This window comes from Pseudonocardia tropica, from assembly GCF_040105315.1.
Classification (GTDB): Bacteria; Actinomycetota; Actinomycetes; order Mycobacteriales; family Pseudonocardiaceae; genus Pseudonocardia; species Pseudonocardia alni.
Window position 1 is genome coordinate 1 of sequence record NZ_JBEDNP010000010.1, and the last position, 26,473, is coordinate 26,473.

Here is a 26,473-nt window from a genome sequence, read left to right on the forward strand (position 1 = left end):
ACGTCGAAGACGATCGTCGCGGTGAACAAGGACGAGGAGGCGCCGATCTTCGAGATCGCCGACTTCGGCATCGTGGGTGACCTGTTCACGGTCGCGCCGCAGCTGCAGGAGGAAGTGGCCAAGCGCAAGGGCTGACCCCTCCCGGTCCTCCACCGCGTCGACGCCCGGGTGCCGCGTGCACCCGGGCGTCGACGTGTGTGCGGGGCCCGTTCACCCGCTCCTGCCTGCGACGACACCTGTCCGGGTCCGTTCACCCCGATGCCACCGACGTGTCGTCGCGGAACCGTCCGGGTGTCGCACCCGGCCGGTACCAAGCCGGGTGTGAACCAGGTGATCGTCTCGACCCCGGAGACCGCCGCCCGGCGGTACTCCCTGCTCCTCACGACCGACGACGGCGACGTCGCCGCGGCGCAGGCGCTGCGGCACCGGGTGTTCGCGGGTGAGCTCGGCGCCCGGCTCGACAGCCCCGTCCCCGGCCGCGACGTCGACCGCTTCGACGCCCACTGCGACCACCTCGTGGTCCGCGAGGACGCCACCGGCGAGATCGTCGGCACCTACCGGATGCTCCCGCCGCAGCGGGCGCGCGCCGCGGGCGGCCTCTACGCCGACGGCGAGTTCGACCTGTCCCGCCTGGACCCGCTGCGCCCCGGCATGGTCGAGACCGGGCGCTCCTGTGTGCACCCCGACCACCGCGGCGGCGCCGTCGTCGGGCTGGTGTGGGCCGGGCTCGCCCGCTACATGCTGCTCACCGGGCACCGCTGGCTGATCGGCTGCGCCAGCGTCTCCCTCGCCGACGGCGGCACCCGGGCCGCCGCGGTCTGGGACCGGGTCCGCGCGAAGCACCTCGCGCCCGAGGAGTACCGCACCGTCCCGCTCCGGCCCTGGGACCCGACCGGCGCGCCCGCGGGCCGGGGCGGCGGCATCCCGCCGCTGCTGCGCGGCTACCTGCGCCTGAACACCTGGGTGTGCGGGCCGCCCGCGCACGACCCGGACTTCGGCGTCGCGGACTTCCCGGTGCTGCTGGGGATGGACCACATCGACCAGCGCTACCTGCGCTTCTTCCTGGGCGAGGACGCCGCCGGGGTGACGGGCGCATGACCCTCGCCGCCGGGCCGGAGGACGACGCCGGCGCGCCCCTTCGCCCGCGCCGCCGGTTCCGGTCGCGCGGCCGTGCCTCCGCCGTCTCCGTCCCCTCTGCCGGGGCCGCGGTGCTGTCGTCCGCCCCGCAGGCGGCCCCGGCTGCCCCGGTCGTCCCGCCGGCCCCGGTAGTCCCGACTGTCCCGGGGGACTCCCGTGGTGCCGTGCACCACCCGGCCCGCGCCGCCCTGCGGACCCCGGTGCACCCGCTCGTCGACCACCCCACGCACCCGCCGGCCCCGCCCGCCGCGCAGCGGCCGGGCGGGCCGTGGGCGGCCTGGTCGCCGTGCACCCCGCAGGAGTGCCTGCCCCCACGCGCGACGACCGGCACGCTGCGCCTGGCCCGCCGTACCGCGGCACTGCTGTCGGTGCTGGCGGTGGCCGTGACCGTCGTCCCGGTCGCCGCGCTGCTCGGCGCCCGTGTGCTGGATCCGGTCCTGCGGGCGTTGCACCGCGCGGTGCTCCGCGCCGCCGGGGTCCGGCTCGTCGTGCGCGGCGGGCCGCTCGCGCCCGCGGACGGGCGGGGCGCGCTGGTCGTCGCCGACCACACGTCGTGGATCGACATCCCGGCGCTCGGTGCGATCGGGCCGGTCACCATGCTCGCCAAGCGGGAGGTCCGGGACTGGCCCCTGATCGGCGCGCTCGCCGCCCGCACCGGCACCCAGTTCGTAGACCGCGAGGGCCTGTCCCGGTTGCCCGACACCGTCGCGACCTGCGCCGACGCGCTGCGGGACGGTGCACTGGTCGGTGTCTTCCCCGAGGCGACGACGTGGTGCGGCGCGATCTCGGGGGACTACCGGCGCGCGCCGTTCCAGGCCGCGATCGACGCGGGCGCCCCGGTCCGGCCGGTCACCGTCGCGGTCACCACCCCGGACGGGCGGCCGACGACGGCCGCCGCGTTCGTCGGCGAGCAGACCCTCGGCGACACCGTCGGCCGGGTGCTGCGGCTGCCCGGCCTGGTCTGCGAGGTCACCGTCGGCGGGCTCGTCGAGCCGGGCCCGCACACCGACCGGCGCGCGCTGGCCGCCCGTGCCCGGGACCGGGTCCGTCACCCGCGCCCGGCCCCGACCGCCACGGCCGTGTGAGACGGACGGTCGTCCACGACGGGTTCGGCACGCACCGCCGTCAGGACGGGGTCTACCCTGGAGGCCGATGACGTACCTGGACCACGCGGCGACCACACCGATGCTGCCCGTTGCCGTCGCCGCCATGAGCGACGCGCTCGGCCGCACCGGCAACGCGTCGTCGCTGCACTCGTCGGGCCGCCGCGCCCGGCGCGCGGTCGAGGAGGGGCGCGAGCGGATCGCCGAGGCGGTCGGCGCGCGCCCGTCCGAGGTCGTGTTCACCACCGGCGGCACCGAGAGCGACAACCTCGCGGTCAAGGGCCTGTTCTGGGCCCGCCGGGCCGTGGACCCGCGCCGCACCCGGGTGCTGGTCTCGGCCGTCGAGCACCACGCGGTCGTCGACGCGGCGGAGTGGCTGGCCACCCACGAGGGTGCCCGGCTGCGGCTGCTCGAGGTCGACGCGACCGGTCGCGTCCACCCGGAGACGCTGCGCGCCGCGCTCGCCGAGGACCCGGACGGGAACGCCCTGGTCTCGGTCATGTGGGCCAACAACGAGGTCGGTACCGTCAACCCGGTGCGCGAGCTCGCCGCCGTCGCCCACGAGTTCGGGGTGCCGTTCCACACCGACGCCGTGCAGGCCGTCGGCATCCTCGACGTCGACTTCGCCGCGAGCGGCGCCGACGCCCTCACCCTGACCGGGCACAAGCTCGGCGGCCCGTACGGCGCGGGTGCGCTGCTGCTCGGCCGCGAGGTGACCTGCACCCCGCTGCTGCACGGCGGCGGCCAGGAGCGCGACGTCCGCTCCGGCACCCTGGACGTGCCGTCGCTGGCCGGGCTGGCGACGGCCGTCGTCGAGTCCGTCGCCGCCGCGCCGCGCCGCCGCATGCACCTGGCCGGGCTGCGGGACGAGCTGGTCCGCGCCGTGCGCACCGAGGTGCCCGACGCGGTCCTGAACGGTGACACCGCCGACTCCCGGGTCGACGGCGGTCCCGGCAGGCTGCCCGGCAACGCGCACCTGTCGTTCCCCGGCTGCGAGGGCGACAGCCTGCTCATGCTGCTCGACGCCAACGGCATCGACTGTTCCACCGGCTCGGCCTGCACCGCGGGCGTCGCCCAGCCCAGTCACGTGCTGCTGGCGATGGGCGCCGACGAGTGCACCGCCCGCGGGTCGCTGCGCTTCTCCCTGGGCCACACCAGCACCTCCGCCGACGTGGCCGCGGTCGCCGGGGCCATCGGGTCGGTCGTGGAGCGCGCCCGCAACGCCGGCCGTCGCACCCCCGCGTCGGTCACGGGCTGAGCCGTGCGGGTCCTCGCTGCGATGAGTGGCGGCGTCGACTCCGCGGTGGCCGCCGCGCGGGCGGTCGCCGCCGGGCACGACGTCGTCGGCGTGCACCTCGCGCTGTCGCGCACCCGCGACGCGATGCGGTCCGGGTCGCGCGGCTGCTGCTCCAAGGAGGACGCGGGCGACGCCGCCCGCGCCGCGGACGTCCTCGGCATCCCGTACTACGTCTGGGACCTGTCCGAGGAGTTCACCCGCGACGTCGTGGACGACTTCGTCGCCGCCTACGCCGCCGGGGAGACCCCGAACCCCTGCCTGCGCTGCAACGAGAAGATCAAGTTCGCGGCCGTGCTGGACCGGGCGCTCGCCCTCGGCTTCGACGCCGTCTGCACCGGCCACTACGCCCGGCTCGACCCGGCCGGGCCGGTGCTGCGCCGCTCGGCCGACGCGGGCAAGGACCAGTCCTACGTGCTGGCCGTGCTGCGCGCCGACCAGTTGCGGCACGCGATGTTCCCGGTCGGCGACACCCCGAAGCCGGAGATCCGGGCCGAGGCCGCCCGGCTCGGGCTGCGCGTCGCCGGCAAGCCCGACAGCCACGACATCTGCTTCATCCCCACCGGCGACACCCGCGGCTTCCTGGCCGACCGCCTGGGCGCCACCCCCGGCGCCCTGGTCGACGCCGCCTCCGGCGAGACCCTCGGCACCCACGACGGCGTGCACGGCTTCACCGTCGGGCAGCGCAAGGGCCTCGGGATCGACCGCCCGGCCGCCGACGGCCGCCCCCGCTACGTGCTCGGCATCGAGCCGGTCAGCGGCACCGTGCGGGTCGGCCCGGAGGCCGCGCTCGACGTCACCGCGATCACCGCGCGCACCCCCGTGTGGACCTCGGGCGCGGCGCCGGACGCACCGTTCGGCTGCGTCGTGCAGGTCCGCGCGCACGGCGGCACCGCACCCGCCACCGTCACCCCGCTCGACTCCGCCGTGCAGGTGGAGCTGGCCGAGCCGCTGCGCGGTGTCGCCCCGGGGCAGGCCGTCGCCTTCTACCGCCCCGACGGCGACGGCGACGTCGTCCTGGGGTCGGCGACGATCACCGGGACGGCCTGACCGAGGCCGCCCGGCGGCACCTGACCGACCCGGGCACGCCCGGTCACGTCGGCCGGACCGCGCCTTCCCGACCCGCCTCCGCCTGGCTCGGTCGCTCTGGTGCCGCTTCGCCCGTGCGGCTCCGCCGCACCGACCTTGACGAGAGCACTGCTCTTGCTTTTGTGCGACGACTGGTGAACACTGCTCTCATGACGAACCAGCGCTCTCAGCCTCACTACCTCGCCCCCGGCCGCATCACCCGCCGGGTGATGAACCCCCTGGTCGCCGGGCTGACCCGGCTCGGCATCCCGCTCGCCGGCTCCGCGGTGCTCGGCGTCCGCGGCCGCCGCTCCGGCGAGGTCCGCACCACGCCGGTCAATCCGCTGCGCCACGACGGCGCCCGCTACCTCGTCGCCGCCCGTGGCGAGACCCAGTGGGTGCGCAACCTGCGCGTCGCGGGGGAGGCGGAGCTGACGGTCGGCCGTCGCACCGAGCGGGTGGCCGCGACCGAGCTGACCGAGCCGGCCGTCGTCGTCCCGGTGCTGCGGGAGTACCTGCGTCGCTGGGCCTGGGAGGTCGGGGCGTTCTTCGACGGGGTCGACGCCTCCTCGTCCGACGCCGAGCTCGCCGCCGTCGCCCACCGCCACCCGATCTTCGTCCTGGCCGCATGATCCTTCTCCGCGGAGCCGGGAGCGCCCTCTCGGGCGCCGTGGGCTCCGGGGAGAGGGATCACCGGAGCGACGGACGCGACGATCGGTGAGAGGCTGTCGCCATGAGCGACCGTGACTACCGAGCACCCGGCCTGCTGGTGCGCCGCGTCCTGAACCCGCTGGTCGGGGCCCTGGCGCAGCGCGGCATCACTCCGGGTGACACGGCCGTGCTCGCCGTCCGCGGTCGGCGCAGCGGCACGGTCCGCACCGTCCCGCTGACCCCGGTCCTGCTCGACGGGACCCGCCACCTCATCTCGCCGCGCGGTGAGACCGACTGGGTCCGCAACCTGCGCGCGGCCGGCGGGAGCGCCGAGCTGCGCGGTCGTGGGGGAGCGGAGCCGGTGTCCGCCACCGAGCTCGACGCCGCGGCGGCCGTCCCCGTACTGCGCGCCTACCTGCGCGGACTCGGCCGGGCCGCCGGGATGCTGTTCGACGACGTCGGTCCCGCCTCCTCCGACGCCGAGCTCGCCGCCGCCGCACCCCGCCACCCGGTGTTCGCCCTGGGGTGATCGCCAGGAGCCGACGCCGAGCTCGCCGCCGCACCCCGCCACCCGGTGGTCGCCCTGCGGTGATCGCCAGGAGTACAGCGCCGGGCGCAGCCCACCCGCCTCCCTACTCCACTCCCTGCGATCATGACCGCCGGCGCCGGACCGGGGGCGCGCGGACCCGGACGGGGCGGCGGAGGACACTGGGGGCGTGACCGTCCCGGACCCCACCGACCCGCTGGCCGCCGCGCTCGCCGCCGCCGGACTCGGCGACGTGCGTCCCGGTGAGACCCTCCCGCCCCCGCCGCGCATCGAGGTCGTCGACGACGCCCCCGCCGAGCCCGCCGCGCCCCGCGCCCTGTGGCCCGCGGGTGTCGGCACCGGGGTCGGCTCGCTGCCCGGCACCGACGTCCGCGAGGCGTGTGCGCTGGTCACCGGTGAGAACCCGGAGTTCCCGGCGCTGCCCGAGCTGCCCGCCCGTGGCGTCGGCGCGGACATGGTCGGCCGCACGGCCGGACTGCTGGTGGACCTGGCCGTCGAGGTCGTGCCGACCGGCTGGCGGGTCACCGCCCACCCCGGGCGCGACCTGCGCCGGGCCCGCGACCTGATGTCCGGCGACCTGGACGCCTTCGACGACGCCTGCGACCGCATCCGCCCGTCCTGGGTGAAGGTCCAGGTCACCGGCCCGTGGACGCTCGCCGCCTCGGTCGAGCTCGCCGCCGGGCACCGGGTGCTCACCGACCGCGGCGCCGTCCGCGAGTTCGCCGCCAGCCTGACCGAGGGGCTGCGCGCCCACGTCGCCGAGGTGGCGCAGCGGACCGGGGCGACGGTCGTCGTCCAGCTCGACGAGCCCGGCCTGCCGGCCGTGCTCGCCGGGTCGCTGCCGACCGCGTCCGGCTACGGCACCGTCCGCTCGATCGCCGCGCCGGACGCCCAGGACCTGCTCCGGGACCTGATCGCCGGCGTCGACGCCCCGGTCGTCGTGCACTGCTGCGCGGACCGTCCGCCGATCCGGCTGCTCGCCGGGACCGGCGCGGCCGCCGTCGGGATCGACGCGACCCGGCCGGCGTTCGCCGGGGCCACCGCCGAACCGCGCGCCCTCGACGCGATCGGCGAGACCTGGGACAGCGGTGTCCCGCTGTTCCTCGGGTTGCTGCCCGGCACCGCGCCGGCCCGCGAACCGGCGATCGGCGACCTCGCCCGCATCGGCTACGACCTCGCCGACCGGCTGGGCTTCGCCCGGCCGCGGCTGGCCCGGCTCGCCGTCCCGACGCCCGCCTGCGGGCTCGCCGGGGCGACCCCGGCCTGGGCGCACCGCGCGCTCGCCCTGTCCCGCGAGCTGGGGAAGGCCTTCGCCGACCCCGACGAGGTCCCGCCCGCCGACGAGCGCTGACCCCGCACGCCCCGCCCCCGCCGGACGCACCGACTCAGCGCTGATCCACTCGTCGCGCGCTGATCCGCTCCGCGCGCGTGTCCGGACGCGCGCGTCGGACGGATCACCGCGCGGCGGGGGGATCACCGCGCGGCGGGGGGATCACCGCGCGGCGGGGGGATCACCGCGCGGCGGGCGGATCGCCGCGGCGCGGGGCGGACCAGCGTGCGGCGGGGAGAGACCCGCGCCGCACCTGAACTACGAGCTGCACCCGAACGACGTCGCGCTCGCGGAGTACGGCATCGGCAAGATCTTCGAGGCCACCCGCGCGGTCGGGGCGGTGGAGACCAACGACACCGGCGTGCTCCACCCGCCGCCGGCCTGGCACCTCATGGGCACCTGCCGGATGGGCAACCACCCCGGCGACTCGGTGCTCGACGAGTGGTGCCAGACCTGGGACGTGCCGAACCTGTTCGTCTGCGACGGCAGCACCCTCACCACGGGCGCCGCGGTCAACCCGACGAGCACCATCGGCGCGCTGTCCCAGCGCACGGGGCGCACATCCTGCGCAGCCGGGATGCCGCACTCATGGAGCTCAAGTCCTGTGGCACCGAACCGAAGCTCCATGAGTGCGGCAACCCCTGGGCGGGTCGGGGGGTCAGTTCAGCTTGCGGGTGCCCTCGGGCAGACCGCCGCCGGCGTAGACGTCCTCGGCGAGGCCCGCCAGCGCGGTCAGTGCCACGTTCTGGCTCCACGGCCCGTAGGACACGCGGGCGACGCCCAGCTCCTGCGCGGTCTTCAGCGGGATCGATCCGGGGATGCCGATCAGGTTGACCCTGCGCTCGCCGAGTGCCTCGACCAGGCGTCCGACCTGGGTCTCGTCGAGCTTGCCGGGCACGAAGAAGTTCGACGCGCCGGCGTCGAGATAGGCCTTCCCGCGCTCGATCGCGTCGGCCAGCACGGTCTCGGGGTCCTTGTCGCCCGCCTTGAGGAACGCGTCGGTGCGGGCGTTCAGCACGAAGTCCACGCCCGCCGACTCCGCCGCGGCGACGGCCGCCTCGACCGCCTTCACGGCGTCGGCGAGCGGCTTGACCTGGTCCTCCAGGTTCGCCCCGACGATGCCGACGTCGATCGCGCGGGCGACGGTGCCGCCCGGGTCGCCGTAGCCGGCCTCCAGGTCAGCGGTGACCGGCAGGTCGCCCGCGACCTTCGCGATCAGCCCGACCTCGGCGATCATGAGGTCGCGCGGGATGTTCTCGCCGTCCTCGTGACCGCGGGAGGCGGCGATGCCGTGGCTGGCGGTGGCCAGGGCCTTGGTGCCCGGCGTCTCGGCGACGACCTTCGCGGTGATCGCGTCCCAGACGTTGACGACGAGCAGCAGCTCGGACGCGGCGTGCAGCTCCTGCAGCTTCGTGGCCTTCTCGGCGGTGGAGGTCATGCGATCACCGTAGGCCGGTTCCGGCGCCGCCGCCGCGTACTCAGAACTGAGGAACTGTCGTGTCACTGACAGCGGTGGGGCCGTCCGACCCGGATTCTGGTGCCGTGCTCCGAGACCGGTCCGACACCCGACACCCGACCACCCCGCGGGGTGGCCTCGGGTCGTCCGCGCTCGTGCTGGGAGCGCTGGGCTCGGTGTTCGTGGCCGTCGCGATCGCGCTGTCCGCGGTGTCGCCGCCGGCCGTCGCCGGTCTCGCCCTCGCCTCCGCCGGGGTGGTCCTGACCATCGGCGGTCTGGTGCTCGGCACGCTGGGCGCGGTCCGCGCCTGCCCGGGCCGGTCGCGCACCGCGATCTCCGCCGCGGGACTGTCGGTGGCCGGGCTGGCCGGCGGACTGATCTGGCTGGCCGTGTTCGTGATCCTCGCCGTCACCGGGCCGGGGTCCGCCCCACTGGACGGCACCGACACCACACCGGCCTGCGCTCCCGGGCCCTGTCACTCGCCCTGACCTGCGACGGTGACCCCGTGAGGCACGTCGGTCCGCCATCGCCCCGGACACCCGATCGGCTCCGTCGCCTACGACGACCCGGGGACCGAGGCGGTCCGGCGGCCGGAGGTCCGCGACGTCCCGGTGCTGGTGGTCGACGACCTGCAACGGCGGCGACCGCCGGCGACGACGGCCCGGTCCGCCGGCGGTGCGACCGGTAGGAGATGCGGCACCCCGTCACGAACGGGACGATCGGATCATGACCGGACGCCTCGACGGCAGGCGGGTGCTCGTCACCCACGCCGACCGCTACATCGGACCCCCGGTGGTGGAGCTGTTCCGCGCGTAGGGCGCGGACGTCGTCGCCGACACCACCGACTACACGACCGGCCCGGAGGTGGCGGCACAGGTCGTCGCCGACGCCGGCGAGATCGACGTTCTCGTCGCCAACTTCGCCGGGCCACCCGGCCGGATGCCGGTCACCAGCATGCTCGGCGACGCCCGGGAGTTCACCGACGCCGAGTTCCAGGACTACCTCGACGAGCTGGTCTGGCCGCTGCTGCGGGTCGTGCGCGCGGCGCTGCCCGCGATGACGCGGCGCCGCTCGGGCAAGATCGTCGCGGCGACCAGCGCCACCCCGGTCCGGGCCGTCCCCGGCCTCGCCGTGTACTCGGCCGCGCGCGGCGCCCAGAACGCGTTCCTCCAGGTGGTCGGGGCCGAGGCCGCACCGTTCAACGTGCAGGTCAACGGCCTGGGCCCGGCGCACGTACGCAACAACATGTACTACACCGACGAGATGCTCGACGACGACGGGGTGCGCGGGTCCTTCGAGGCGCAGATCCCCGCCGGGCGGCTCGGCGAGGGACGCGAGGCGGCCGAGCTCGCGCTCGCGCTGGCGTCGGCGGCCAGCGACTTCATGGCGGGCCAGATCGTGCCGGTGTCCGGGGGATGGACGACGTGATGACGGGGTAACCGGTGGTGTGCCAGCGGTTCCCCGGGGCCGCAGCGTTGCCCGGGGAACGCGCGGGTGGCACGGTGTCCGTCCGGTCGGTCGCCCACGATCGATCCACGTCGCGGCGGGGACCCGTCTGTGTCACACGCCCTCAGTCAGGAGAGTCGCCGTGCCCACCTTCCCCGCCATCCACCACCTCGCCCTGTCGGTCACCGACCTGGACGCCAGCGAGCCCTGGTACACGAAGCTCATCGGTTCCGAGCCGGCCATGACGCTGTCCGACGGCCCGTTCCACCGGCGGGTGTTCGCGCTGCCGTCGGGCCAGCTGCTCGGCCTGACCCGGCACGACTCGGTCGACGCCGGCGACGCGTTCGCCCCGGACCGGCCGGGCATGGACCACGTCGGGTTCGGCGTCGCGGACCGGGCCGAGATCGAGCAGTGGCGCGACCACCTCGACTCCGTCGGGATCGCCCACGACGGGGTCGTGGAGGCCGACTACGGCCTGGCCCTGTCGTTCAAGGACCCCGACGGCAACGCGCTGGAGTTCTTCGTCCTGGCCTCCTGACCGGACCCGTCCGGGACGGGGCCGGACTCGACGAGCGCGCGCAGCCGGGTGAGGTCCCCGCGCAGCCCGCGGGCGAGCAGCCGGCGCAGCGGCCCGGGCGCGAGCCGCAGCAGACCGGGCGGGCGGACGCGCAGCTCCAGCCGGACCCGGCAGGTGCCGCCGGGCAGGGGCTCGACGTCCCGTGCGCCCTCGGCCTCGACGCCGGCGGTGGTGCGCCAGGTGAACCGGCGGCCGGGGGCCACCTCGGTGACGACGCCGTCGTTGTGGGTGGTCCGGCCCGCCGCGCGGAGCACCTCCCGGGTGGTCGTGCCGGTCCGCACCGGGCCGGCCGGGGTCGGGACCATCGACCGCACGCCGCGTCGCCACTGCGGGTCGCGGGCGTAGTCGGCGAGGACGGCCCAGACGGCGTCGGCGGGGGCGGAGACGGTCGTCTCCGCGGACAGAACGATGTGTGTCATGCATCGAATAGTACGACGTCGAAATGTTCGAGGACAGTCTTTTCGACGGCGATCTACCATCGTGCGGTGCCCCGACGCGATGCCGTCGACGACCTCGTCGACCAGTGGCGCCACGAGCGACCCGACCTGAGCCCGGACGGGCTCGCGGCGATGGCGACGATCGGCAGGCTCGGCCGGTTCGCCGCGCTCGTCGCGCCCCGGGTGGAGCAGGTGTTCGCCGGGCACGGGCTGCGGACGGGGGAGTTCGACGTGCTGGCGGCGCTGCGCCGCGCAGGCGAACCGCACGTGCTGACCCCCACCCGGCTCAGCCGGTCGCTCATGCTGTCCCCGGCGGCGATGACCCACCGTCTCGACCGACTGGACGACGCCGGGTGGGTCGAGCGCCGGCTGGACCCGGAGAACCGGCGCAGCATCCTGGTGAGCCTCACCGACGCCGGCCGCGACCTCGTCGACCGGGCCGTCGCCGACCACGTCGTCAACGAGCAGCGGATCCTCGGCCCGATCGACGCGGACGACCGGGCGGTCCTCGACACGCTGCTACGGCGACTGCTCGCCGGGCTCGAGGACGCCTGACCGGTCCTCGGCCCCGGCGCCCGCCCGGGCCAGCGCGACCGTCGCGACCACGAGCACGACCACCAGCACGGCGACGAGCGCCCAGCCGTCCCCGCCGGTGGCCAGGCGCTCGTCGAGCACGGTCACGCCGACGACCGCCGCGACCACCGGCTCCCCGACGACCACCGCGGGCAGCGAGGCCCCCAGCGCCCCGGCCTGGAACGCGGCCTGCTGCAGCAGGGTCCCGCCGACGACGGCGACGACCAGCGCCCAGGTCTCCCACGACGTCAGCAGCGCGACGATCCCGTCGGACAGCGTGTCGACCACGCCCAGGGTGAGCGCGGCGACGACGCCGTAGGCGATGCCGGTGGCCGCGGCCAGCAGCAGCGCCCGGGCCGTCCCCGTCGTCACCCGGGCCGCGACCAGGCAGGCGGCGAACAGCACGAGCAGCACCGACCCCGTCGGCGCCCAGGTGGTGAGCCCGGCCCGGTCGACGCCCGCGGTCGGCTCGCCGACGGTCACGAACAGCACCAGCGCCACCACCAGCACCGCGGCCCAGGCGAGCTCCCGGCGCGACGGCCGCCGCCCGGCCCACCACGCGGCCAGCGGCAGGGCGAACACCAGCTGGGTCACGATGAGTGGCTGCACCAGCAGCAGCGACCCGAACCCGAGCGCGACGGCCTGCATCGCGAACGCCGCCGTGTCACCCAGCGACCCGGCCAGCCAGCGCGGGTCGCGGACCAGCCGCGCCAGCATCCGCAGCCCCCGGTCGTGCGGGTCCGCCGCCGCCGAGGTCTGCTGGGCGACGGCGGCGAGCGCGAACAGCAGCGCCGACAGCAGCGCGGCGCCGACCGCGGCGACGGTGGGCAGCGGATCAGGAGATCGAGGACCCGGCGGGCATGGCCTCGAACCGCATGTCGGGGAACTTGCGCTGGATGATGTCCATCCGCCACTTGTTGGTGAACAGCGCGAGGTGCTCGCCGTCGGCGTCGCGGCGCAGGACCTCGCACTCGGACTGCCCGGCCAGCTTCTCGACCGCCTCGGCGTCGACCAGGCGCGCGATCTGGTACGGCAGCCGGTCGAGGGTGACCGGGGCGTTGAACTCGGTCTCCAGCCGCGTGGTGACGACGTCGAACTGCAGCGGCCCGACCGCGGCCAGCACCGGCGCCTGGTCACCGCGCAGGTCCGAGCGCAGGATCTGGATGACCGCCTCGTTGCCGAGCTGCTCGATCCCCTTGCGGAACTGCTTGTACTTGCCCGCGTCCTTCGCGCGGATCACCGCGAAGTGCTCGGGGGCGAACGCCGGGATCGAGGGGAACTCGACCGGGTCGGCCGCGTAGAGGGTGTCGCCGGGGCGCAGGGCGGTGGCGTTGACCAGGCCGACGATGTCGCCGGGGAAGGCCTCCTCGACGGTCCTGCGCTCGGCGCCGAACACCGACTGGGCGTACTTGGTGGCGAAGGGCTTCCCGGTCGCGGCGTGGGTGAGCACCATGCCGCGCTCGAACCGGCCCGAGCAGATCCGCAGGAACGCCATCCGGTCGCGGTGCGCCTTGTCCATGCCGGCCTGGACCTTGAAGATCAGGCCGGAGGTGGGCGCCTCGAGCGGGCGGTCGTCGCCCTTCACGTCCGGGCGGGGGGCGGGCGGCGGGGCCAGGTCGACCAGCGAGTCGAGCAGCCGGGCGACGCCGATGTTCGACAGCGCCGACCCGAACAGCACCGGGGTGGCCTTGCCGGAGCGGAAGCCCTCCTCGTCGAAACCGGCGCCGATCTCGTCGAGCAGACCCAGCTCGTCCTGCGCGTTCTGCCAGTACTCCGGCTCCTGCGCGGCGATCGTCTCGGCGTCGACGACCTGCGCGGTGGCCTTGGTCGCGCCGCCCGCGGCGCGGGTGAACGCGGTGTACTCGCCGGTGGTGCGCTCGATGAGCCCCTTGAACTGTCCGGCGATGCCCAGCGGCCAGGTCAGCGGCATCGGGCGCAGGCCGATGGTCTGCTCGACCTCGTCGAGCAGCTCCAGGGCCTCGCGGCCGGGCCGGTCCCACTTGTTGACGAAGGTGACGATCGGGACGCCGCGCGAGCGGCAGACGTCGAAGAGCTTGAGGGTCTGCGGCTCGAGGCCCTTCGCGGCGTCGAGCAGCATCACCGCGGCGTCGACGGCGGCGAGCACCCGGTAGGTGTCCTCGGAGAAGTCACCGTGGCCGGGGGTGTCGAGCAGGTTGATCACGCAGTCGCGGTAGGCGAACTGCAGCACCGCCGAGGACACCGAGATGCCGCGGGCGCGCTCCATCTCCATCCAGTCCGAGGTGACGCCCTTGCGGCCGGACTTGCCGTGCACCGCACCGGCGGAGTCGATGACCTCCGCGTGCAGCGCCAGCGCCTCGGTCAGCGTCGACTTGCCCGCGTCGGGGTGGGAGATCACCGCGAACGTCCGCCGCCGGGCGGTCTCACCGACGACGCGCGCGCCGCCGGCGGTTCCGGACGACGGTGCCGTCTCCCTCTGGGCCGCGCTCTCGGTGGTGCTCACACCCGCATTCTAGGCGTCGCCACCGACACTCCCCGACGACGGCGCCCGGCTCAGGTCGACCACGCAGAACACGTTGCCGTCGGGGTCGGCGAGGACGACGAAGTCGGGCTCGGCGGGATAGCCGTCCCAGGCCGGCCGGGTCGCGCCCAGCGACAGCAGCCGCGCCACCTCGGCGTCCTGCTCGTCGGTGGTGTCGACCAGGAGGTCCAGGTGGAGCCGCGGCCTGGGCTCGGGCGGCGACGCGCTGCGCATCAGGCCGAGCACCCGGTCGCCGCCGGGGCCGGTCAGGGTGCGCCAGGACGGGCTCGACCACTCGTCGGAGACGCGCAGGTGCAGCGCGGCGGTCCAGAACGCGGCGGCCCGGCCGGGGTCGGCGACGCCGACGACCGGGAACCCCAGCCTCAGCACGGCTCAGGCCCCCGCTTCCAGCAGCGCCCGCATGTCGGGCAGGTCGAAGTGCTCGACGGTCGCCCATGCCGACGGGCTGCCGTGGTGCGGGTCGGCGCCCGCGGCGAGCAGCGCGGTCACCGACGGCGCCGACCGCGCGAACAGCGCGGCGGCGAGCGCGGTCCGGCCGCGGTCGTTGGTGTGGTCCGGCTCCGCGCCGCGGGCCAGCAGGCCGGCGACGACGGCGTCGTGGCCGTAGTAGGCGGCGAGGATCAGCAGGGTGTCGCCCTTGGGATCGGTCAGCCCGACCGGGACGCCCGCGTCGAGGTAGGCGGCCAGCTGCTCCGCCGCGCCCTCGCGGGCCAGGTCGAACATCCGGTGCGCGAGTTCCACGGCGGCCTGGTCCACCCCGCCACGGTAGGGGCACCGCGGCCGGCCCGCCGGTGCCGGTCCGGCGCCCGCCACCCGGACGGGAGCGCTCGGCGACGGGTGGCTGTCGGGGGGCGCCGCTAACCTGCGCGTCGTGAGTTCCCAGTCCGACGCCCCGCAGGCCCGCGAGCGCCACGCGCAGCTGGCGGCCGAGGTGGCCGACCACCAGTTCCGGTACTACGTGCTGGACGCGCCGGTCGTCTCCGACGGCCAGTTCGACGAGCTGTGGCACGAGCTGCTCGCGCTGGAGGAGGCACACCCCGAGCTGGTCACGCCGGACTCGCCGAGCCAGCGCGTCGGCGGCACGTTCTCCACCGACTTCACCGCGTACGACCACCTCGAGCGGATGCTGTCGCTGGACAACGCCTTCTCGCCCGACGACCTGCGCACCTGGCAGGAGCGGGTGACGAAGGAGGTCGGTGAGGACCTGCACTACCTGTGCGAGCTCAAGATCGACGGGCTCGCGGTGAACCTGCTCTACACCGACGGGCGGCTCACCCGGGCCCTGACCCGCGGCGACGGGCGCACCGGCGAGGACATCACGCTCAACATGCGCACCCTGGCCGAGGTGCCCGAGCAGCTCACCGGCACCGACGAGTTCCCGGTGCCGGGGCTCGTCGAGGTCCGGGGCGAGGTCTACTTCCGGCTGGAGGACTTCGAGCGGCTCAACGCCTCGCTGGTCGAGGCGGGCAAGGAGCCGTTCGCGAACCCCCGCAACACCGCGGCCGGCTCGCTGCGCCAGAAGGACCCGCGGGTCACCGGCTCGCGCCACCTGCGGCTGATCTGTCACGGCCTGGGCAAGCGGGAGGGGTTCACCCCCGACACCCAGTCCCACGCCTACGACGCGCTGGTCGCCTGGGGCCTGCCGATCTCCCCGCGCACGACCGTGCTGCAGGGCATCGAGAAGGTGATCGAGTACGTCGAGCACTGGGGCGAGCACCGGCACGACGTCGAGCACGAGATCGACGGCGTCGTGGTCAAGGTCGACGAGGTGGCGCTGCAGCGCAGGCTCGGTGCGACCTCCCGGTTCCCGCGCTGGGCGATCGCCTACAAGTACCCGCCGGAGCAGGCCACCACGCGGCTGCTCGACATCCGGGTCAACGTCGGGCGCACCGGCCGGGTCACCCCGTTCGCGGTGATGGAGCCGGTCAAGGTCGCCGGGTCCACCGTCGAGATGGCGACCCTGCACAACGCCGACGAGGTGCGCCGCAAGGGCGTGCTGATCGGCGACCGCGTGGTCATCCGCAAGGCCGGCGACGTCATCCCCGAGGTGCTGGGCCCGGTCACCGACGTGCGCGACGGGTCCGAGCGCGAGTTCGTGATGCCGACGCACTGCCCCGAGTGCGGCACCGCGCTCGTGCAGCAGAAGGCGGGCGACGTCGACCGGCGCTGTCCGAACGCCCGCTCCTGCCCGGCGCAGCTGCGGGAGCGGCTGTTCCACGTCGCGGGCCGCGGCGCGTTCGACATCGAGGGACTCGGCTACGAGGCCGCGGTGGCGCTGCTGACCTCGGGCGTGCTGACCGACGAGGGTGACGTGTTCGCCCTGACCGAGGACGACCTGCTGCGGACCGAGCTGTTCCGCAACCAGAAGGGCGAGCTGACGGTCAACGGCCGCAAGCTGCTCACGAACCTGGAGGCGGCGAAGGACCGGCCGCTGTGGCGGGTGCTGGTCGGACTGTCGATCCGCCACGTCGGGCCGACCGCCGCGCAGGCGCTGGGCCGCGAGTTCGGCTCGATGGAGGCCCTCGAACGCGCCGCGGCGCAGGCGAAGACGGGCACCGAGGCGGCCGGGGTCGCGATCGTCTCCGACGGGACGGCGGGGGAGGACGACGCCGCGGCCGAGGCCGCCGCGCCGACGGCCGAGGGCGCCGCCGCCGAGGCGACCGGCGACGTCGAGACCGCGGAGGCGGAGGCGGCGGACGCCGCGGCCGTCGAGGCCGCGAAGCAGGAGCGGGCGGCCGCGCGCGCCCGGGCGAAGGCCGTGGCCGAGGCGCTCGCCCCGATCGCCGGGGTCGACGGCGTCGGCCCGACCATCGCGGCGGCGGTGCGGGACTGGTTCTCCGTCGACTGGCACCGCGAGGTCGTGCAGAAGTGGCGGGCGGCGGGCGTCGCGATGGAGGACGAGGTCGACGACTCGGTGCCCCGCTTCCTGGAGGGCCTCTCGATCGTGATCACCGGCTCGATGGAGAACTGGTCCCGCGACGAGGCCAAGGAGGCGATCATGGCCCGCGGCGGGCGCGCGGCCGGGTCGGTGTCGAGGAAGACGGCGTTCGTCGTCGCGGGGGAGGCGCCCGGCTCGAAGTACGACAAGGCCGTCGAGCTCGGGGTGCCGGTGCTGGACGAGGCCGGGTTCTCGGTCCTGCTCGACCGCGGTCCCGACGCGGCGCGCGAGCAGGCCGCCGACGCCTGACCGCCGGCCCGGGCACCCGGCCGGTCCGTCCCGTCCGACGACACGGCGTGCGCCATGCCGACGGTGAGCGACCGCTCACCGGGCGTGTTCGACGTCCGGCGCGGCCCGGCGGCCGGACGTCGATGTCGCCCGGGCGCGCCCGCGCCCGGACGTGGGCCGCGGTCGATCACCGCCTACTCTCGGTCGCACGGCGGGATCCTCCCGGCGGGAGGACGACCACTCGGATCGGGGAACACACGGTGTTGCAGGCGGCGCTCAACGGCTCACGACCGGCGGACGCGCACCCGGCGCTGCCGACCCTGGCCCGCCATCTCGCCCGTGACGCCCGGGCCGTCGCCCGGCTCGGCGTCACCTCGGTGCACGTGCACCCGCGCGACGACAGCGGTGCCGAGTCGATCGAGCCCGCCGTGGTCGGCGACGTCGTGTCGCTGATCCGCCAGGAGGCCCCGGGCATCGAGATCGGCGTCCCGACCGGGCGCTGGATCCAGCCCGACCCGAAGGACCGCGTCGAGACCGTCCTGTCCTGGGGCCGGCTCGGCTCCGGCAAGCCCGACGTCTGCGGCGTCAACGTGCACGAGCTCGGCTGGACCGAGGTCTGCCACGCCGCGTGGTCGGTCGGCATCGCCGTCGAGCTCGGCGTGTGGACCAGCGGCGACGCCGTCACCCTCCGCCAGAACGGGCTGCCCCCGGGGACCCGGCGGGTGATCGCGGAGTCGACGGTGATCGACCCGGAGACCGCCGTCGCCGAGGGCATCCGGATCCTGCGCGCGCTCGGTCAGCCCCCCGTCCCCGTGCTGCTGCACGGCGAGGAGGAGGGCGCCTGGCCGGTGCTGGAGTACGCGACCCGGGTCAACATCGACACCCGGATCGGCTTCGAGGACGTCCTGGTGCGCCCCGACGGCTGGCTCGCGACCGGCAACGACGACCTCGTCCGCACCGCCCTGTCGATCCGGGTCTGACCGGACCGCGCCCGCCGCGGTCACGGCGGGCGGCGGCGGGCGGGTCAGGCCTTCAGCACCGTCGCGACGATCCCCGCGAGGTGCGCCAGCCGCGCCAGCTCCGACGGCCGGAACACCGGCCCGCCCGGCCGCCCGACCACCAGCGTCTTCGGCGGCACCCCGGTCCCGAACGGCGCGGCGGCCAGCTCGGTGTCCATCGCCCGCCAGGGCTCGGGGACCCAGTGGCTCTCATCGAGGGCGATCGCCCGGTCCAGCGGCAGCCAGGGCAGGTCCCCGGACCGGGTCTCGGGCGCCGCGGAGCTCTCCGCGATCCGGTAGGAGCGGCCGTGCTCGCTGACCGCGACCAGCGCCCAGCCGGCGCGGAACAGCCGCGGCACCTCGGCGGCGAGCAGGTCGAGCCCGTGGGCGTGGTCGCCGGCGATCTCGTCGAGCAGCTCCAGCTCGCGGTGGGTGTCCAGCTGCCCGGTGTGCGGGCGCACCGACTCCACCGACACCCCGGGCACCGACTCGGCGGCGGTGATGAGCACGTCCGGCGGCCGGTTGGTCGGCAGCTCGACGGCGATGTCGTCGACCGCCTGGCCGTCGCCGCGCTCCACGACGTCCACGCTGAGGATGTCCGCCCCGGCCCCGCCGAGGGCGGAGGCGACGGCGCCGAGATTGCCGGGCTTGTCCGGGAGGACGACCCGGAGCAGGAACGACACGGAGTGGATCCTCTCCCTCGGCAGCGGGCGCCTCGTCGGCACGCGTGTGCACCGCACCGGAGCGGCGGGGAGCGGTTCCGGGCGGGAACGATGATCCTGCCACCCGCGGGCCCGTCGGTCACCCGCCACCCGCAGCGGGGTGTGCGCGCCCGGTCACCGGGGGGCGATCGGCCGGTGGACCGGCGGGAATAGACTCGTCGGACAGACCGGCGCGCGCGGGAGCGACCGGGTCGTGTCGGCAGCCGGACCGGCGGTCGCACCGTCGTCGCCGCTGCCACGGCACCGTCGCGACCGTCCACCCGCCGTCGTCATCATCGGACACATCCCGAGGAGGGGCATGACCGCCGATTCCGCGGAGCGGACGGGCGGGGTCATCACCCGGGACGAGGTCGCACACCTCGCCCGGCTGGCCCGCCTGGCCGTCACCGACTCCGAGCTGGACACCTTCGCGTCGCAGCTCGACGTGATCATCGGGTCGGTGGCCCGGGTCGGGGAGGTCGCCGCCGACGACATCCCGCCGACCTCGCACGCCGTCCCGCTGGAGAACGTCTTCCGCCCGGACGAGCGCCGCCCCGGCCTCGACCAGGCGCAGGCGCTCGCCGGCGCCCCGGCCGCCGAGGACGGGCGCTTCCGCGTCCCGCGGATCCTGGGGGAGGAGCAGTGAGCGACCTGATCCGGCTGACCGCCGCCGAGCTCGCCGAGAAGATCCACTCCCGTGAGGTCTCCGCCGTGGAGGCCGCGCAGGCCCACCTCGACCGGATCGCCGCCGTCGACGGCGAGGTGCACGCGTTCCTGCACGTCGGTGCCGAGTCCGCGTTGGCGAACGCCGCGCTGGTCGACGAGCGGATCGCCGCGGGCGAGGCACCGGAGTCCCCGCTGGCCGGGGTGCCGCTGGCGCTCAAGGACGTGTTCACCACCTCGGACATGCCGACCACCTGCGGCTCGCGGATCCTCCAGGGCTGGCAGCCGCCCTACGACGCGACGGTCACCGCGCGCCTGCGCGCCGCCGGGATCACGATCCTGGGCAAGACCAACATGGACGAGTTCGCGATGGGCTCGTCCACCGAGCACTCGGCGTACGGCGTCACCCGCAACCCGTGGGACACCACCCGGGTGCCGGGCGGTTCCGGCGGCGGCTCGGCGGCGGCGCTGGCCGCGTTCGAGGCGCCGCTGGCGATCGGCACCGACACCGGCGGCTCGATCCGCCAGCCCGCTGCGTTCACCGGCACCGTCGGCGTCAAGCCCACCTACGGCCAGGTCTCCCGCTACGGGCTGGTCGCCTGCGCGTCGTCGCTGGACCAGGGCGGGCCGTGCGCGCGCACCGTGCTGGACGCGGCGCTGCTGCACGAGGTCATCGGCGGCCACGACCCGCGCGACTCGACCTCGATCGACCGGCCGGTCCCGGCCGTCGTCGAGGCCGCGCGCCAGGGTGCGACCGGTGACCTGTCGGGGCTGAAGGTCGGCGTCGTGCGCGAGCTGGGCGGCGAGGGCTACCAGCCCGGCGTCCGGTCGGCGTTCGACGCGTCGCTGCGCAGCCTGGAGAAGCTGGGCGCGGAGATCGTCGAGGTCGGGTGCCCGCACTTCGAGTACGGCATGGCCGCGTACTACCTGATCCTGCCGAGCGAGGTGTCGTCGAACCTCGCCCGGTTCGACGCCATGCGCTACGGCCTGCGCGCGGCCGAGGGCCGCTCCGCGGAGGAGGTCATGGCCAACACCCGCGAGCAGGGCTTCGGGCCCGAGGTCAAGCGGCGGATCATGCTCGGCACCTACGCGCTGTCCAGCGGCTACTACGACGCCTACTACGGCCAGGCACAGAAGGTCCGCACGCTCATCAGCCGGGACTTCGACGCGGCGTTCGCCCAGGCCGACGTGCTCGTGTCGCCGACCGCGCCGACCGTGCCGTTCCCGATCGGGGACAAGGTCGACGACCCGCTGGCGATGTACCTGAACGACCTGGCCACCATCCCGACCAACCTGGCCGGGGTGGCCGGCATGTCGGTGCCCAACGGGATCTCCGAGGGGCTCCCGACCGGTCTGCAGATCATGGCCCCCGCGCTCGGCGAGGCCGTCATGTACCGCGTCGGGGCGGCGTTCGAGGCCGCCCGCGACGCCGACGAGGGCGGCCCGCTGATCGCGCGCGTTCCGGAGGTGACCCGGTGACCACCACCGAGCCCGAGCTCGTCGACTTCGACGACGTCGTCGCACGGTTCGACCCCGTCCTGGGCATCGAGGTGCACGTCGAGCTGTCGACGAACACCAAGATGTTCTGCGGCTGCCCGACGGAGTTCGGCGCCGAGCCGAACACCCAGGTCTGCCCGGTCTGCCTGGGTCTGCCCGGCGCGCTGCCGGTGGTCAACCGGGCCGCGGTGGAGTCCGCGATCCGGATCGGCCTGGCGCTGAACTGCTCGATCGCGCCGTGGGGCCGGTTCGCCCGGAAGAACTACTTCTACCCGGACATGCCGAAGAACTTCCAGACCTCCCAGTACGACGAGCCGATCGCCACGGGCGGGTTCCTGGACCTGACCCTCGACGACGGCGAGGTCGTCCGGATCGGCATCGAGCGCGCGCACATGGAGGAGGACACCGGCAAGTCGCTGCACGTGGGCGGCTCCGACGGTCGCATCCACGGCGCGGACCACTCGCTGCTCGACTACAACCGGGCGGGCGTCCCGCTGATCGAGATCGTCACGAGGATGATCCCGGACACCGGGGCCCGCGCCCCGGAGGTGGCCCGCGCCTACGTCACCGCGCTGCGCGACCTGATCCAGTCCCTGGGCGTCTCCGACGTCCGGATGGACCAGGGCTCGATGCGTGCCGACGTGAACCTGTCGCTGTCGCCCAAGGGCGGCGCGCTGGGCACCCGCACCGAGACGAAGAACGTCAACTCGCTGCGGTCGGTCGAGCGCGCGGTCCGGCACGAGATGAGCCGGCAGGCCGGCGTGCTCGACGCGGGCGGTGAGATCGTGCAGGAGACCCGGCACTTCGACGAGTCCACCGGCCACACCCGCGCCGGGCGGCGCAAGGAGACATCGGAGGACTACCGGTACTTCCCGGAGCCCGACCTGGTCCCGATCGCGCCGTCCGCCGAGTGGGTCGAGGAGCTGCGCGGCACCCTGCCCGAGCTGCCCTGGGAGCGCCGCAGGCGCATCCAGACCGATTGGGGCATCTCCGACGAGGAGATCCGCGACCTGGTCAACGGCGGCGCGCTGGAGCTGGTCGAGGCCACCGTCGCGGCGGGTGCGCCGTCGCAGGAGGCCCGCTCGTGGTGGGTGTCCTACCTCGCCCAGCAGGCCAACACCCGCTCCGTCGAGCTCGTCGACCTCGCGATCACGCCGGAGCAGGTCGCCCGGGTGGTCGAACTGGTCGCCACGGGGGAGCTGACCAACAAGCTCGCCCGCCAGGTCGTCGACGGCGTGCTCGACGGCGAGGGCGGCCCGGACGAGGTCGTCGCGGCCCGCGGGCTGGAGGTCGTCTCCGACGAGGGCGCGCTGATCGCCGCCGTCGACGCGGCGCTGGCCGAGCAGCCCGACGTCGCGGAGAAGATCCGCGGCGGCAAGGTGCAGGCCGCCGGGGCGATCGTCGGTGCGGTCATGAAGGCGACGAAGGGCCAGGCCGACGCCAAGCGGGTCCGGGAGCTGATCGTCGAGCGGGTCGGGGCCTGACCTCGAGCTGCTACGGGCCCGGGCCGGTCGGATCCCGACCGGCCCGGGCCCCGGCGCGTACGGGACGGACGTCCGCGGGATGGACTCGGCGACGTTGCCCGACGACGCCGCGGGTGGTGGCGGCCCGGCGGACGGTGCGCCTGATCTCGCACTGACGTATGAGACCGCGCACCCGCGGGCGCCGCTGCGGCGCCCGATCGGTGCCGGGCGGTGTCAGATGGCGCTGGCGCCGCCACCGGTCGGCGGCTGGATGCGCACGACCCGGTCGTCGGTGGCGCCGGGGGAGCCGCCGTCGCGGTTCACCGTCCCCAGCCACAGCAGGCCGTCCGGGGCGAGGGTGACCGGGCCGATCCGGCCGTAGGTGCCCTCCAGGACCGGCTTCGGGTCGCCGGTGAAGGTGCCCTCGGCGCCCGGGTTGAGCACGAACAGCGCCTTGCCGGTGCTCTGCGCGACGACGACCGCGCCCGGCAGCACCGTGCACCCGGCGACGCCCGGGCGGTCCGGCCAGGTCCAGGCGGGCGCGCCGAGCGTGCCCGGCGTGACGCGGTGCAGGACGTCGCGCCCCGCGGTGCGGTCGGTGACCCAGGTGGTCCGCGCCGCGGGGTCGACGCACACCCCGCCCGGCGCGGTGAGCCCGCGGGCCAGGACCGGCGAGGCGCGGTCGGGGTTGCCCGGGGCCGGACGGCCCAGGGTGTCGATCCGCAGCACCGCCCCGGCGAGCGGGCCCGTCCCGGCGGGCGTGGCGACGAGCAGCGAGGAGCCGTCGGCGTCGACGGCCAGCGCCCCGCCCGGCGGCAGCCCCTCCAGCACCGGCTTCGGCGCCTCACCGGGCGCGATCCGCCAGACCCGGCCCTCGGACAGGGCGTAGAGCAGGCGGTCCTCGGCGTAGCCGGGGGACAGGACCAGACCGGTCAGCCCGCCCGCCGGGTCGACCGGCACGGTCGCGACCGGCTGCGGGGTGGCGTTGCGGCGTACCTCCAGCACCCGCCCGGTCCGCCGCTCGGCGACGAGTGCGCGGTCGCCCTGCGGGAGCACCGCCACCGCCCCGACCGGCCCCAGGCACGCGGCGACGACCTGCGGGTCCGGGTCGACGCACGGCTGGGGCGCCGCCGCCGGCCCCTGCTGCTGCGGCGACGGGGCCCGGCTCGACGGCGGCGCCTGCTCCTCCGGGGCCACCCGGGGCGGTCCGCCGAGCTCGCCCTCGCCCTCGGCCTGCGGGCGCCAGTCGCGGGAGCCCGCGTCGGGGAAGGTGGCGCAGCCGCCCAGCAGCACGACGAGCGTCGCGACGATCAGCAGCAGCCGGGCGGTCACGAGGAACCAGGCTAGGCCCCGCGAGGTGAGTGCCCGGTGAGTACGGTCGGGCGTCATGAGCAGCCCCGTGACCGTGCTGGTGCCGCACACCGTCGGAGCCGAGATCCTGTCCGGTGTGGACGGGCTGGACCCGGTCGTCTACGACCCGGAGAAGCCGCTGCCCGACGAGGCCGCCCACGCCCGCGTGCTGGTCGCGCCGTTCCTGGCGGGCTCCGACGCCGTCGGCATCGTCGAGCAGGTCCCGGACCTGGAGCTGGTGCAGCTGCTCACCGCGGGCGCCGAGACCTGGATCGGGCAGCTGCCCGAGGGGGTCGGCCTCTCCGACGGCCGCGGTGCGCACGGCGGCGCCACCGCCGAGTGGGTGGTGTCGGTGCTGCTGGCCGTCTACCGGCACCTGGACCGCTTCGTGCGTGCCCAGGACCGCGGCGAGTGGGACCATCACCAGACCGAGGAGCTGGCCGGCAAGAAGATCCTCATCGTCGGCGCGGGCGACGTCGGGCAGAAGACCCGGGCCCGTCTGGAGCCCTTCGAGGTGGAGACCGCGCTGGTCGGGCGCACCGCCCGCGACGGCGTCCACGGCTGGGACGAGCTGCCCGCGCTGCTGCCGCAGTACGACGCGACCGTGCTGATCGTCCCGCTCACCGGCGAGACCCGCGGCATGGTCGACGCCGGCTTCCTGGCCGCCATGCCCGACGGGTCGCTGCTGGTCAACGGCGCCCGCGGGCCGGTGGTGGACACCGACGCGCTGGTCGCGGAGCTGACCTCGGGGCGGATCCGGGCCGCCGTCGACGTCACCGACCCCGAGCCGCTCCCCGCGGGCCACCCGCTGTGGTCGGCGCCCGGTCTGCTGCTCACCCCGCACGTCGGCGGCAGCGTGCCGCTGGCGATGCGCCGCGCCTACGGCGTCGCCGCCGAGCAGCTCGCGGCGTTCGCCGCCGGTGACGCGCCGCCGAACCTCGTGACCGGCGCCTACTAGGCGCGCGCCGGTACTGTCGTCGACCATGAGCGGGCCCACGCAGCAGTACGACTGGGGCAACATCTCCGGCGACGAACCGGCGGAGAAGACCCGCCCGGAGCGCCTGCCGGTCCCCGCCCACCTCTCCTCCGACATCGGGCTGCTCGTGCTGCGGCTGGTCGTCGGGGCGTCCTTCGCCGCGGCGGGCGCACGGAAGCTGTTCGGCGTCGCGGGCGGGATCGGCCTCGACGCCAGCGCGACCGCGCTCGCCGACGCGGGATTCGTGTCCTTCGCCGGGCCGCTGGCCTGGGTGCTCGCGGTCGGCCAGCTGGTCCTCGGCGTGCTGCTCGTGCTGGGGCTGCTGACGCCCTTCGCCGCGGCGGGCCTGCTCGCGGCGAAGGGCGTCGCCGTGGTGGTGGCGCTGGTGCCGGCCCTGTCGGTGCCGCTGTTCGCCTCGGACGGCGCGAACGCGCTGGAGCTGGACCTGCTGCTGGGCGCCGGGGCCGCGGCCCTGGTGTTCGCCGGGGCCGGTCGGATCGCCCTCGACGCCGGGCGCACCTACCAGCGACGCCCGCTGCCGTGGTCGGTGCTGTCGCTGCTGGTCGCGGTCGCGGTGGCGCTGCTGGTCCTGTTCGTGCTGCGCCGGTGACCCCTGCCGGCGACGACGCGTGGCTGCGCCCGCTCGCCCGGCGCCGCCGTCGCGACCTCGCGGTGCGGGCACGGACCCCGCTGACCGGCGGGTACGCCTCCGGCAGGGCCGAGCGGATCGACCTCGACGACGGCACCGCGGTCGTCCTCAAGCACACCGGGGCGGTGGAGACGGCCGCGTTGCGCGCCGTCGCGGTGGTGAACGGGCCCGTCCGGCTGCCGCGGATGCTCGGCTCCGGCGACGGCTGGGTGCTGCTCGACCACGAGCCCGGCGCGCCGCTGCCGGCCGGGGACCCGGTGCCCGACGACGTGTGGCGCACCCTCGCGCTGGTCCACGCGCACTGGCGGCGCAACCGGCCGCGCGGCGTCCCCGTCGTCGACGACACCTGGTGGGCGCGGCGGTGCGGGCAGGCCGCGGACCGGCTGACGGCGGCCGGCTACGACACGGCGGCCGCGTCCGCGGTGGCCTGGGCCGGGGACGACCGCGCCCGTACCGCGCTGCGCGCCCTGCCCCGCACCCTGTGCCACGGCGACGCCCACCGCGGCAACGTCGTCGCCGGTCCGGCCGGTGCGGTGCTGCTGGACTGGGGCAACGCCCGCGTCGCGGTGGGGTCGCTCGACGTCGTGGTGCTGACCGCGCCACCGCCCGACGGCCCGGCCGACGCGCCGTCGTCGCCGGTGCCCGCGGTCTACCGCGACACCCTGCACACCGCGCTCGGCGCGCCGGACCCGCCCGTGATGGTGGCGGTGGAGACGGCGTGGGCGCGGGCGGCGGCGCACGTGCAGTACCTGCCGTTCGCCGCCGACCACCAGGACCCCGACCGGGTCACCTCGATGGTCCGGGTCGCCGCCGCGGCCCTCGACGAGCTGGGCGACCTGCTCGCCACCGCCCGCCGCGGTTGATCCCGGC

26 protein-coding genes and 3 pseudogenes are annotated in these 26,473 nt (G+C 75.6%); 21 read left to right on the forward strand and 8 right to left on the reverse strand.

Going from position 1 to position 26,473, the window contains the following annotated elements; translation table 11 throughout:
* The 9 genes and pseudogenes from WHI96_RS17265 to WHI96_RS17305 all read left to right on the forward strand — a co-directional run.
* A pseudogene (locus tag WHI96_RS17265) lies at positions 1 to 135 on the forward strand (electron transfer flavoprotein subunit alpha/FixB family protein); the annotation flags it as partial.
* Between the two features lie 195 nt (positions 136 to 330).
* Positions 331 to 1,098, forward strand: coding sequence for a GNAT family N-acetyltransferase (locus WHI96_RS17270; protein ID WP_345644607.1), 768 nt, complete (start codon positions 331 to 333; stop codon positions 1,096 to 1,098).
* Between the two features lie 203 nt (positions 1,099 to 1,301).
* Positions 1,302 to 2,222, forward strand: coding sequence for a lysophospholipid acyltransferase family protein (locus tag WHI96_RS17275; protein WP_349302408.1), 921 nt, complete (start codon positions 1,302 to 1,304; stop codon positions 2,220 to 2,222).
* Between the two features lie 67 nt (positions 2,223 to 2,289).
* Entirely contained in the window at positions 2,290 to 3,498 is a 1,209-nt protein-coding gene (locus WHI96_RS17280) for a cysteine desulfurase family protein (RefSeq protein ID WP_345644563.1), read from the forward strand.
* A gap of 3 nt (positions 3,499 to 3,501) precedes the next feature.
* On the forward strand, positions 3,502 to 4,584 hold the full coding sequence (mnmA, locus tag WHI96_RS17285; protein ID WP_345644560.1) for a tRNA 2-thiouridine(34) synthase MnmA: 1,083 nt from the start codon (positions 3,502 to 3,504) through the stop codon (positions 4,582 to 4,584).
* Between the two features lie 188 nt (positions 4,585 to 4,772).
* Positions 4,773 to 5,234, forward strand: a complete 462-nt coding sequence (locus WHI96_RS17290; RefSeq protein WP_345644557.1) for a nitroreductase family deazaflavin-dependent oxidoreductase — start codon at positions 4,773 to 4,775, stop codon at positions 5,232 to 5,234.
* A 101-nt stretch (positions 5,235 to 5,335) separates the two neighbouring features.
* Complete coding sequence (locus WHI96_RS17295; protein ID WP_345644554.1) at positions 5,336 to 5,782, forward strand: nitroreductase/quinone reductase family protein; 447 nt, start codon at positions 5,336 to 5,338, stop codon at positions 5,780 to 5,782.
* 334 nt (positions 5,783 to 6,116) lie between these two features.
* Positions 6,117 to 7,151: a uroporphyrinogen decarboxylase/cobalamine-independent methonine synthase family protein gene (locus WHI96_RS17300; protein WP_345644604.1), complete on the forward strand. Its 1,035-nt coding sequence runs from the start codon at positions 6,117 to 6,119 to the stop codon at positions 7,149 to 7,151.
* A gap of 178 nt (positions 7,152 to 7,329) precedes the next feature.
* A pseudogene (locus tag WHI96_RS17305) lies at positions 7,330 to 7,659 on the forward strand (GMC family oxidoreductase); the annotation flags it as partial.
* 129 nt (positions 7,660 to 7,788) lie between these two features.
* Here WHI96_RS17305 and WHI96_RS17310 read toward each other — a convergent pair.
* Complete coding sequence (locus WHI96_RS17310) at positions 7,789 to 8,568, reverse strand: isocitrate lyase/PEP mutase family protein (RefSeq protein ID WP_345644551.1); 780 nt, start codon at positions 8,566 to 8,568, stop codon at positions 7,789 to 7,791.
* Positions 8,569 to 8,672: 104 nt separating this feature from the next.
* Between WHI96_RS17310 and WHI96_RS17315 the strand changes: the two genes are divergently transcribed.
* The 3 genes and pseudogenes from WHI96_RS17315 to WHI96_RS17325 all read left to right on the forward strand — a co-directional run bounded on the left by WHI96_RS17315 (position 8,673) and on the right by WHI96_RS17325 (position 10,570).
* Positions 8,673 to 9,074, forward strand: a complete 402-nt coding sequence (locus WHI96_RS17315; protein ID WP_345644548.1) for a hypothetical protein — start codon at positions 8,673 to 8,675, stop codon at positions 9,072 to 9,074.
* A gap of 352 nt (positions 9,075 to 9,426) precedes the next feature.
* Positions 9,427 to 10,014: pseudogene (locus WHI96_RS17320) on the forward strand (SDR family NAD(P)-dependent oxidoreductase); the annotation flags it as partial.
* Between the two features lie 160 nt (positions 10,015 to 10,174).
* On the forward strand, positions 10,175 to 10,570 hold the full coding sequence (locus tag WHI96_RS17325) for a VOC family protein (protein WP_345644545.1): 396 nt from the start codon (positions 10,175 to 10,177) through the stop codon (positions 10,568 to 10,570).
* Here WHI96_RS17325 and WHI96_RS17330 read toward each other — a convergent pair.
* Positions 10,501 to 11,028 carry an SRPBCC family protein gene (locus WHI96_RS17330; protein WP_345644542.1) on the reverse strand — a complete coding sequence of 176 codons (528 nt, stop codon included), beginning with the start codon at positions 11,026 to 11,028 and terminating at the stop codon, positions 10,501 to 10,503. The genes WHI96_RS17325 and WHI96_RS17330 overlap by 70 nt on opposite strands.
* Before the next feature lie 66 nt (positions 11,029 to 11,094).
* On the opposite strand from WHI96_RS17330, the gene WHI96_RS17335 reads away from it, so the two are divergent.
* Complete coding sequence (locus tag WHI96_RS17335) at positions 11,095 to 11,601, forward strand: MarR family winged helix-turn-helix transcriptional regulator (protein ID WP_345644538.1); 507 nt, start codon at positions 11,095 to 11,097, stop codon at positions 11,599 to 11,601.
* Here WHI96_RS17335 and WHI96_RS17340 read toward each other — a convergent pair.
* Genes WHI96_RS17340 through WHI96_RS17355 form a run of 4 tightly spaced genes read right to left on the reverse strand, consistent with a single transcriptional unit; the run spans position 11,566 to position 14,896 of the window.
* Complete coding sequence (locus WHI96_RS17340; protein ID WP_349302416.1) at positions 11,566 to 12,450, reverse strand: DMT family transporter; 885 nt, start codon at positions 12,448 to 12,450, stop codon at positions 11,566 to 11,568. The two genes, WHI96_RS17335 and WHI96_RS17340, sit on opposite strands and share 36 nt — an antisense overlap.
* 4 nt (positions 12,451 to 12,454) lie before the next feature.
* A complete protein-coding gene (locus tag WHI96_RS17345; protein WP_345644535.1) occupies positions 12,455 to 14,101 on the reverse strand; it encodes a peptide chain release factor 3 in 1,647 nt (548 codons plus the stop codon).
* Between the two features lie 9 nt (positions 14,102 to 14,110).
* Complete coding sequence (locus WHI96_RS17350) at positions 14,111 to 14,509, reverse strand: VOC family protein (protein ID WP_345644532.1); 399 nt, start codon at positions 14,507 to 14,509, stop codon at positions 14,111 to 14,113.
* Positions 14,510 to 14,512: 3 nt separating this feature from the next.
* Positions 14,513 to 14,896 (reverse strand): ankyrin repeat domain-containing protein, encoded by a 384-nt coding sequence (locus WHI96_RS17355; protein ID WP_345644529.1) that lies wholly within the window; start codon positions 14,894 to 14,896, stop codon positions 14,513 to 14,515.
* A 115-nt stretch (positions 14,897 to 15,011) separates the two neighbouring features.
* On the opposite strand from WHI96_RS17355, the gene ligA reads away from it, so the two are divergent.
* Positions 15,012 to 17,327, forward strand: a complete 2,316-nt coding sequence (gene ligA, locus WHI96_RS17360) for an NAD-dependent DNA ligase LigA (protein WP_345644526.1) — start codon at positions 15,012 to 15,014, stop codon at positions 17,325 to 17,327.
* A 239-nt stretch (positions 17,328 to 17,566) separates the two neighbouring features.
* Positions 17,567 to 18,286: a 3-keto-5-aminohexanoate cleavage protein gene (locus WHI96_RS17365; RefSeq protein WP_062397181.1), complete on the forward strand. Its 720-nt coding sequence runs from the start codon at positions 17,567 to 17,569 to the stop codon at positions 18,284 to 18,286.
* Positions 18,287 to 18,330: 44 nt separating this feature from the next.
* Here the strand turns inward: WHI96_RS17365 and WHI96_RS17370 are convergent, their stop codons facing one another.
* Positions 18,331 to 18,987: an ACT domain-containing protein gene (locus tag WHI96_RS17370; RefSeq protein WP_073578441.1), complete on the reverse strand. Its 657-nt coding sequence runs from the start codon at positions 18,985 to 18,987 to the stop codon at positions 18,331 to 18,333.
* A gap of 337 nt (positions 18,988 to 19,324) precedes the next feature.
* Between WHI96_RS17370 and gatC the strand changes: the two genes are divergently transcribed.
* Genes gatC through gatB form a run of 3 tightly spaced genes read left to right on the forward strand, consistent with a single transcriptional unit; the run spans position 19,325 to position 22,649 of the window.
* The gene (gatC, locus tag WHI96_RS17375; protein ID WP_226350187.1) at positions 19,325 to 19,651 is read left to right on the forward strand and encodes an Asp-tRNA(Asn)/Glu-tRNA(Gln) amidotransferase subunit GatC; all 327 of its coding nucleotides are present in this window, start codon (positions 19,325 to 19,327) and stop codon (positions 19,649 to 19,651) included.
* Positions 19,648 to 21,147 carry an Asp-tRNA(Asn)/Glu-tRNA(Gln) amidotransferase subunit GatA gene (gene gatA, locus WHI96_RS17380; RefSeq protein WP_345644520.1) on the forward strand — a complete coding sequence of 500 codons (1,500 nt, stop codon included), beginning with the start codon at positions 19,648 to 19,650 and terminating at the stop codon, positions 21,145 to 21,147. The genes gatC and gatA overlap by 4 nt, the downstream gene beginning before the upstream one ends.
* Positions 21,144 to 22,649, forward strand: a complete 1,506-nt coding sequence (gene gatB / locus WHI96_RS17385) for an Asp-tRNA(Asn)/Glu-tRNA(Gln) amidotransferase subunit GatB (protein ID WP_345644517.1) — start codon at positions 21,144 to 21,146, stop codon at positions 22,647 to 22,649. The genes gatA and gatB overlap by 4 nt, the downstream gene beginning before the upstream one ends.
* Before the next feature lie 213 nt (positions 22,650 to 22,862).
* Here gatB and WHI96_RS17390 read toward each other — a convergent pair whose 3' ends face one another.
* Complete coding sequence (locus WHI96_RS17390; RefSeq protein WP_345644514.1) at positions 22,863 to 23,960, reverse strand: PQQ-dependent sugar dehydrogenase; 1,098 nt, start codon at positions 23,958 to 23,960, stop codon at positions 22,863 to 22,865.
* A 55-nt stretch (positions 23,961 to 24,015) separates the two neighbouring features.
* Between WHI96_RS17390 and WHI96_RS17395 the strand changes: the two genes are divergently transcribed.
* Genes WHI96_RS17395 through WHI96_RS17405 form a run of 3 tightly spaced genes read left to right on the forward strand, consistent with a single transcriptional unit; the run spans position 24,016 to position 26,466 of the window.
* Positions 24,016 to 24,936: a 2-hydroxyacid dehydrogenase gene (locus WHI96_RS17395; protein WP_345644511.1), complete on the forward strand. Its 921-nt coding sequence runs from the start codon at positions 24,016 to 24,018 to the stop codon at positions 24,934 to 24,936.
* Positions 24,937 to 24,961: 25 nt separating this feature from the next.
* Positions 24,962 to 25,564 carry a DoxX family membrane protein gene (locus WHI96_RS17400; protein WP_345644509.1) on the forward strand — a complete coding sequence of 201 codons (603 nt, stop codon included), beginning with the start codon at positions 24,962 to 24,964 and terminating at the stop codon, positions 25,562 to 25,564.
* Positions 25,561 to 26,466, forward strand: a complete 906-nt coding sequence (locus WHI96_RS17405; protein WP_345644507.1) for a phosphotransferase — start codon at positions 25,561 to 25,563, stop codon at positions 26,464 to 26,466. The genes WHI96_RS17400 and WHI96_RS17405 overlap by 4 nt, the downstream gene beginning before the upstream one ends.
* Positions 26,467 to 26,473: the final 7 nt, after the last annotated feature.

Excerpts from the sequence above, each read along its gene's own strand:
- WHI96_RS17395 (WP_345644511.1), top strand. The coding sequence starts at position 24,016 with ATGAGCAGCCCCGTGACCGTGCTGGTGCCGCACACCGTCGGAGCCGAG.
- WHI96_RS17280 (WP_345644563.1), top strand. The coding sequence starts at position 2,290 with ATGACGTACCTGGACCACGCGGCGACCACACCGATGCTGCCCGTTGCC.
- WHI96_RS17400 (WP_345644509.1), top strand. The coding sequence starts at position 24,962 with ATGAGCGGGCCCACGCAGCAGTACGACTGGGGCAACATCTCCGGCGAC.
- WHI96_RS17310 (WP_345644551.1), bottom strand. The coding sequence starts at position 8,568 with ATGACCTCCACCGCCGAGAAGGCCACGAAGCTGCAGGAGCTGCACGCC.
- gatC (WP_226350187.1), top strand. The coding sequence starts at position 19,325 with ATGACCGCCGATTCCGCGGAGCGGACGGGCGGGGTCATCACCCGGGAC.
- WHI96_RS17330 (WP_345644542.1), bottom strand. The coding sequence starts at position 11,028 with ATGACACACATCGTTCTGTCCGCGGAGACGACCGTCTCCGCCCCCGCC.
- WHI96_RS17290 (WP_345644557.1), top strand. The coding sequence starts at position 4,773 with ATGACGAACCAGCGCTCTCAGCCTCACTACCTCGCCCCCGGCCGCATC.
- WHI96_RS17295 (WP_345644554.1), top strand. The coding sequence starts at position 5,336 with ATGAGCGACCGTGACTACCGAGCACCCGGCCTGCTGGTGCGCCGCGTC.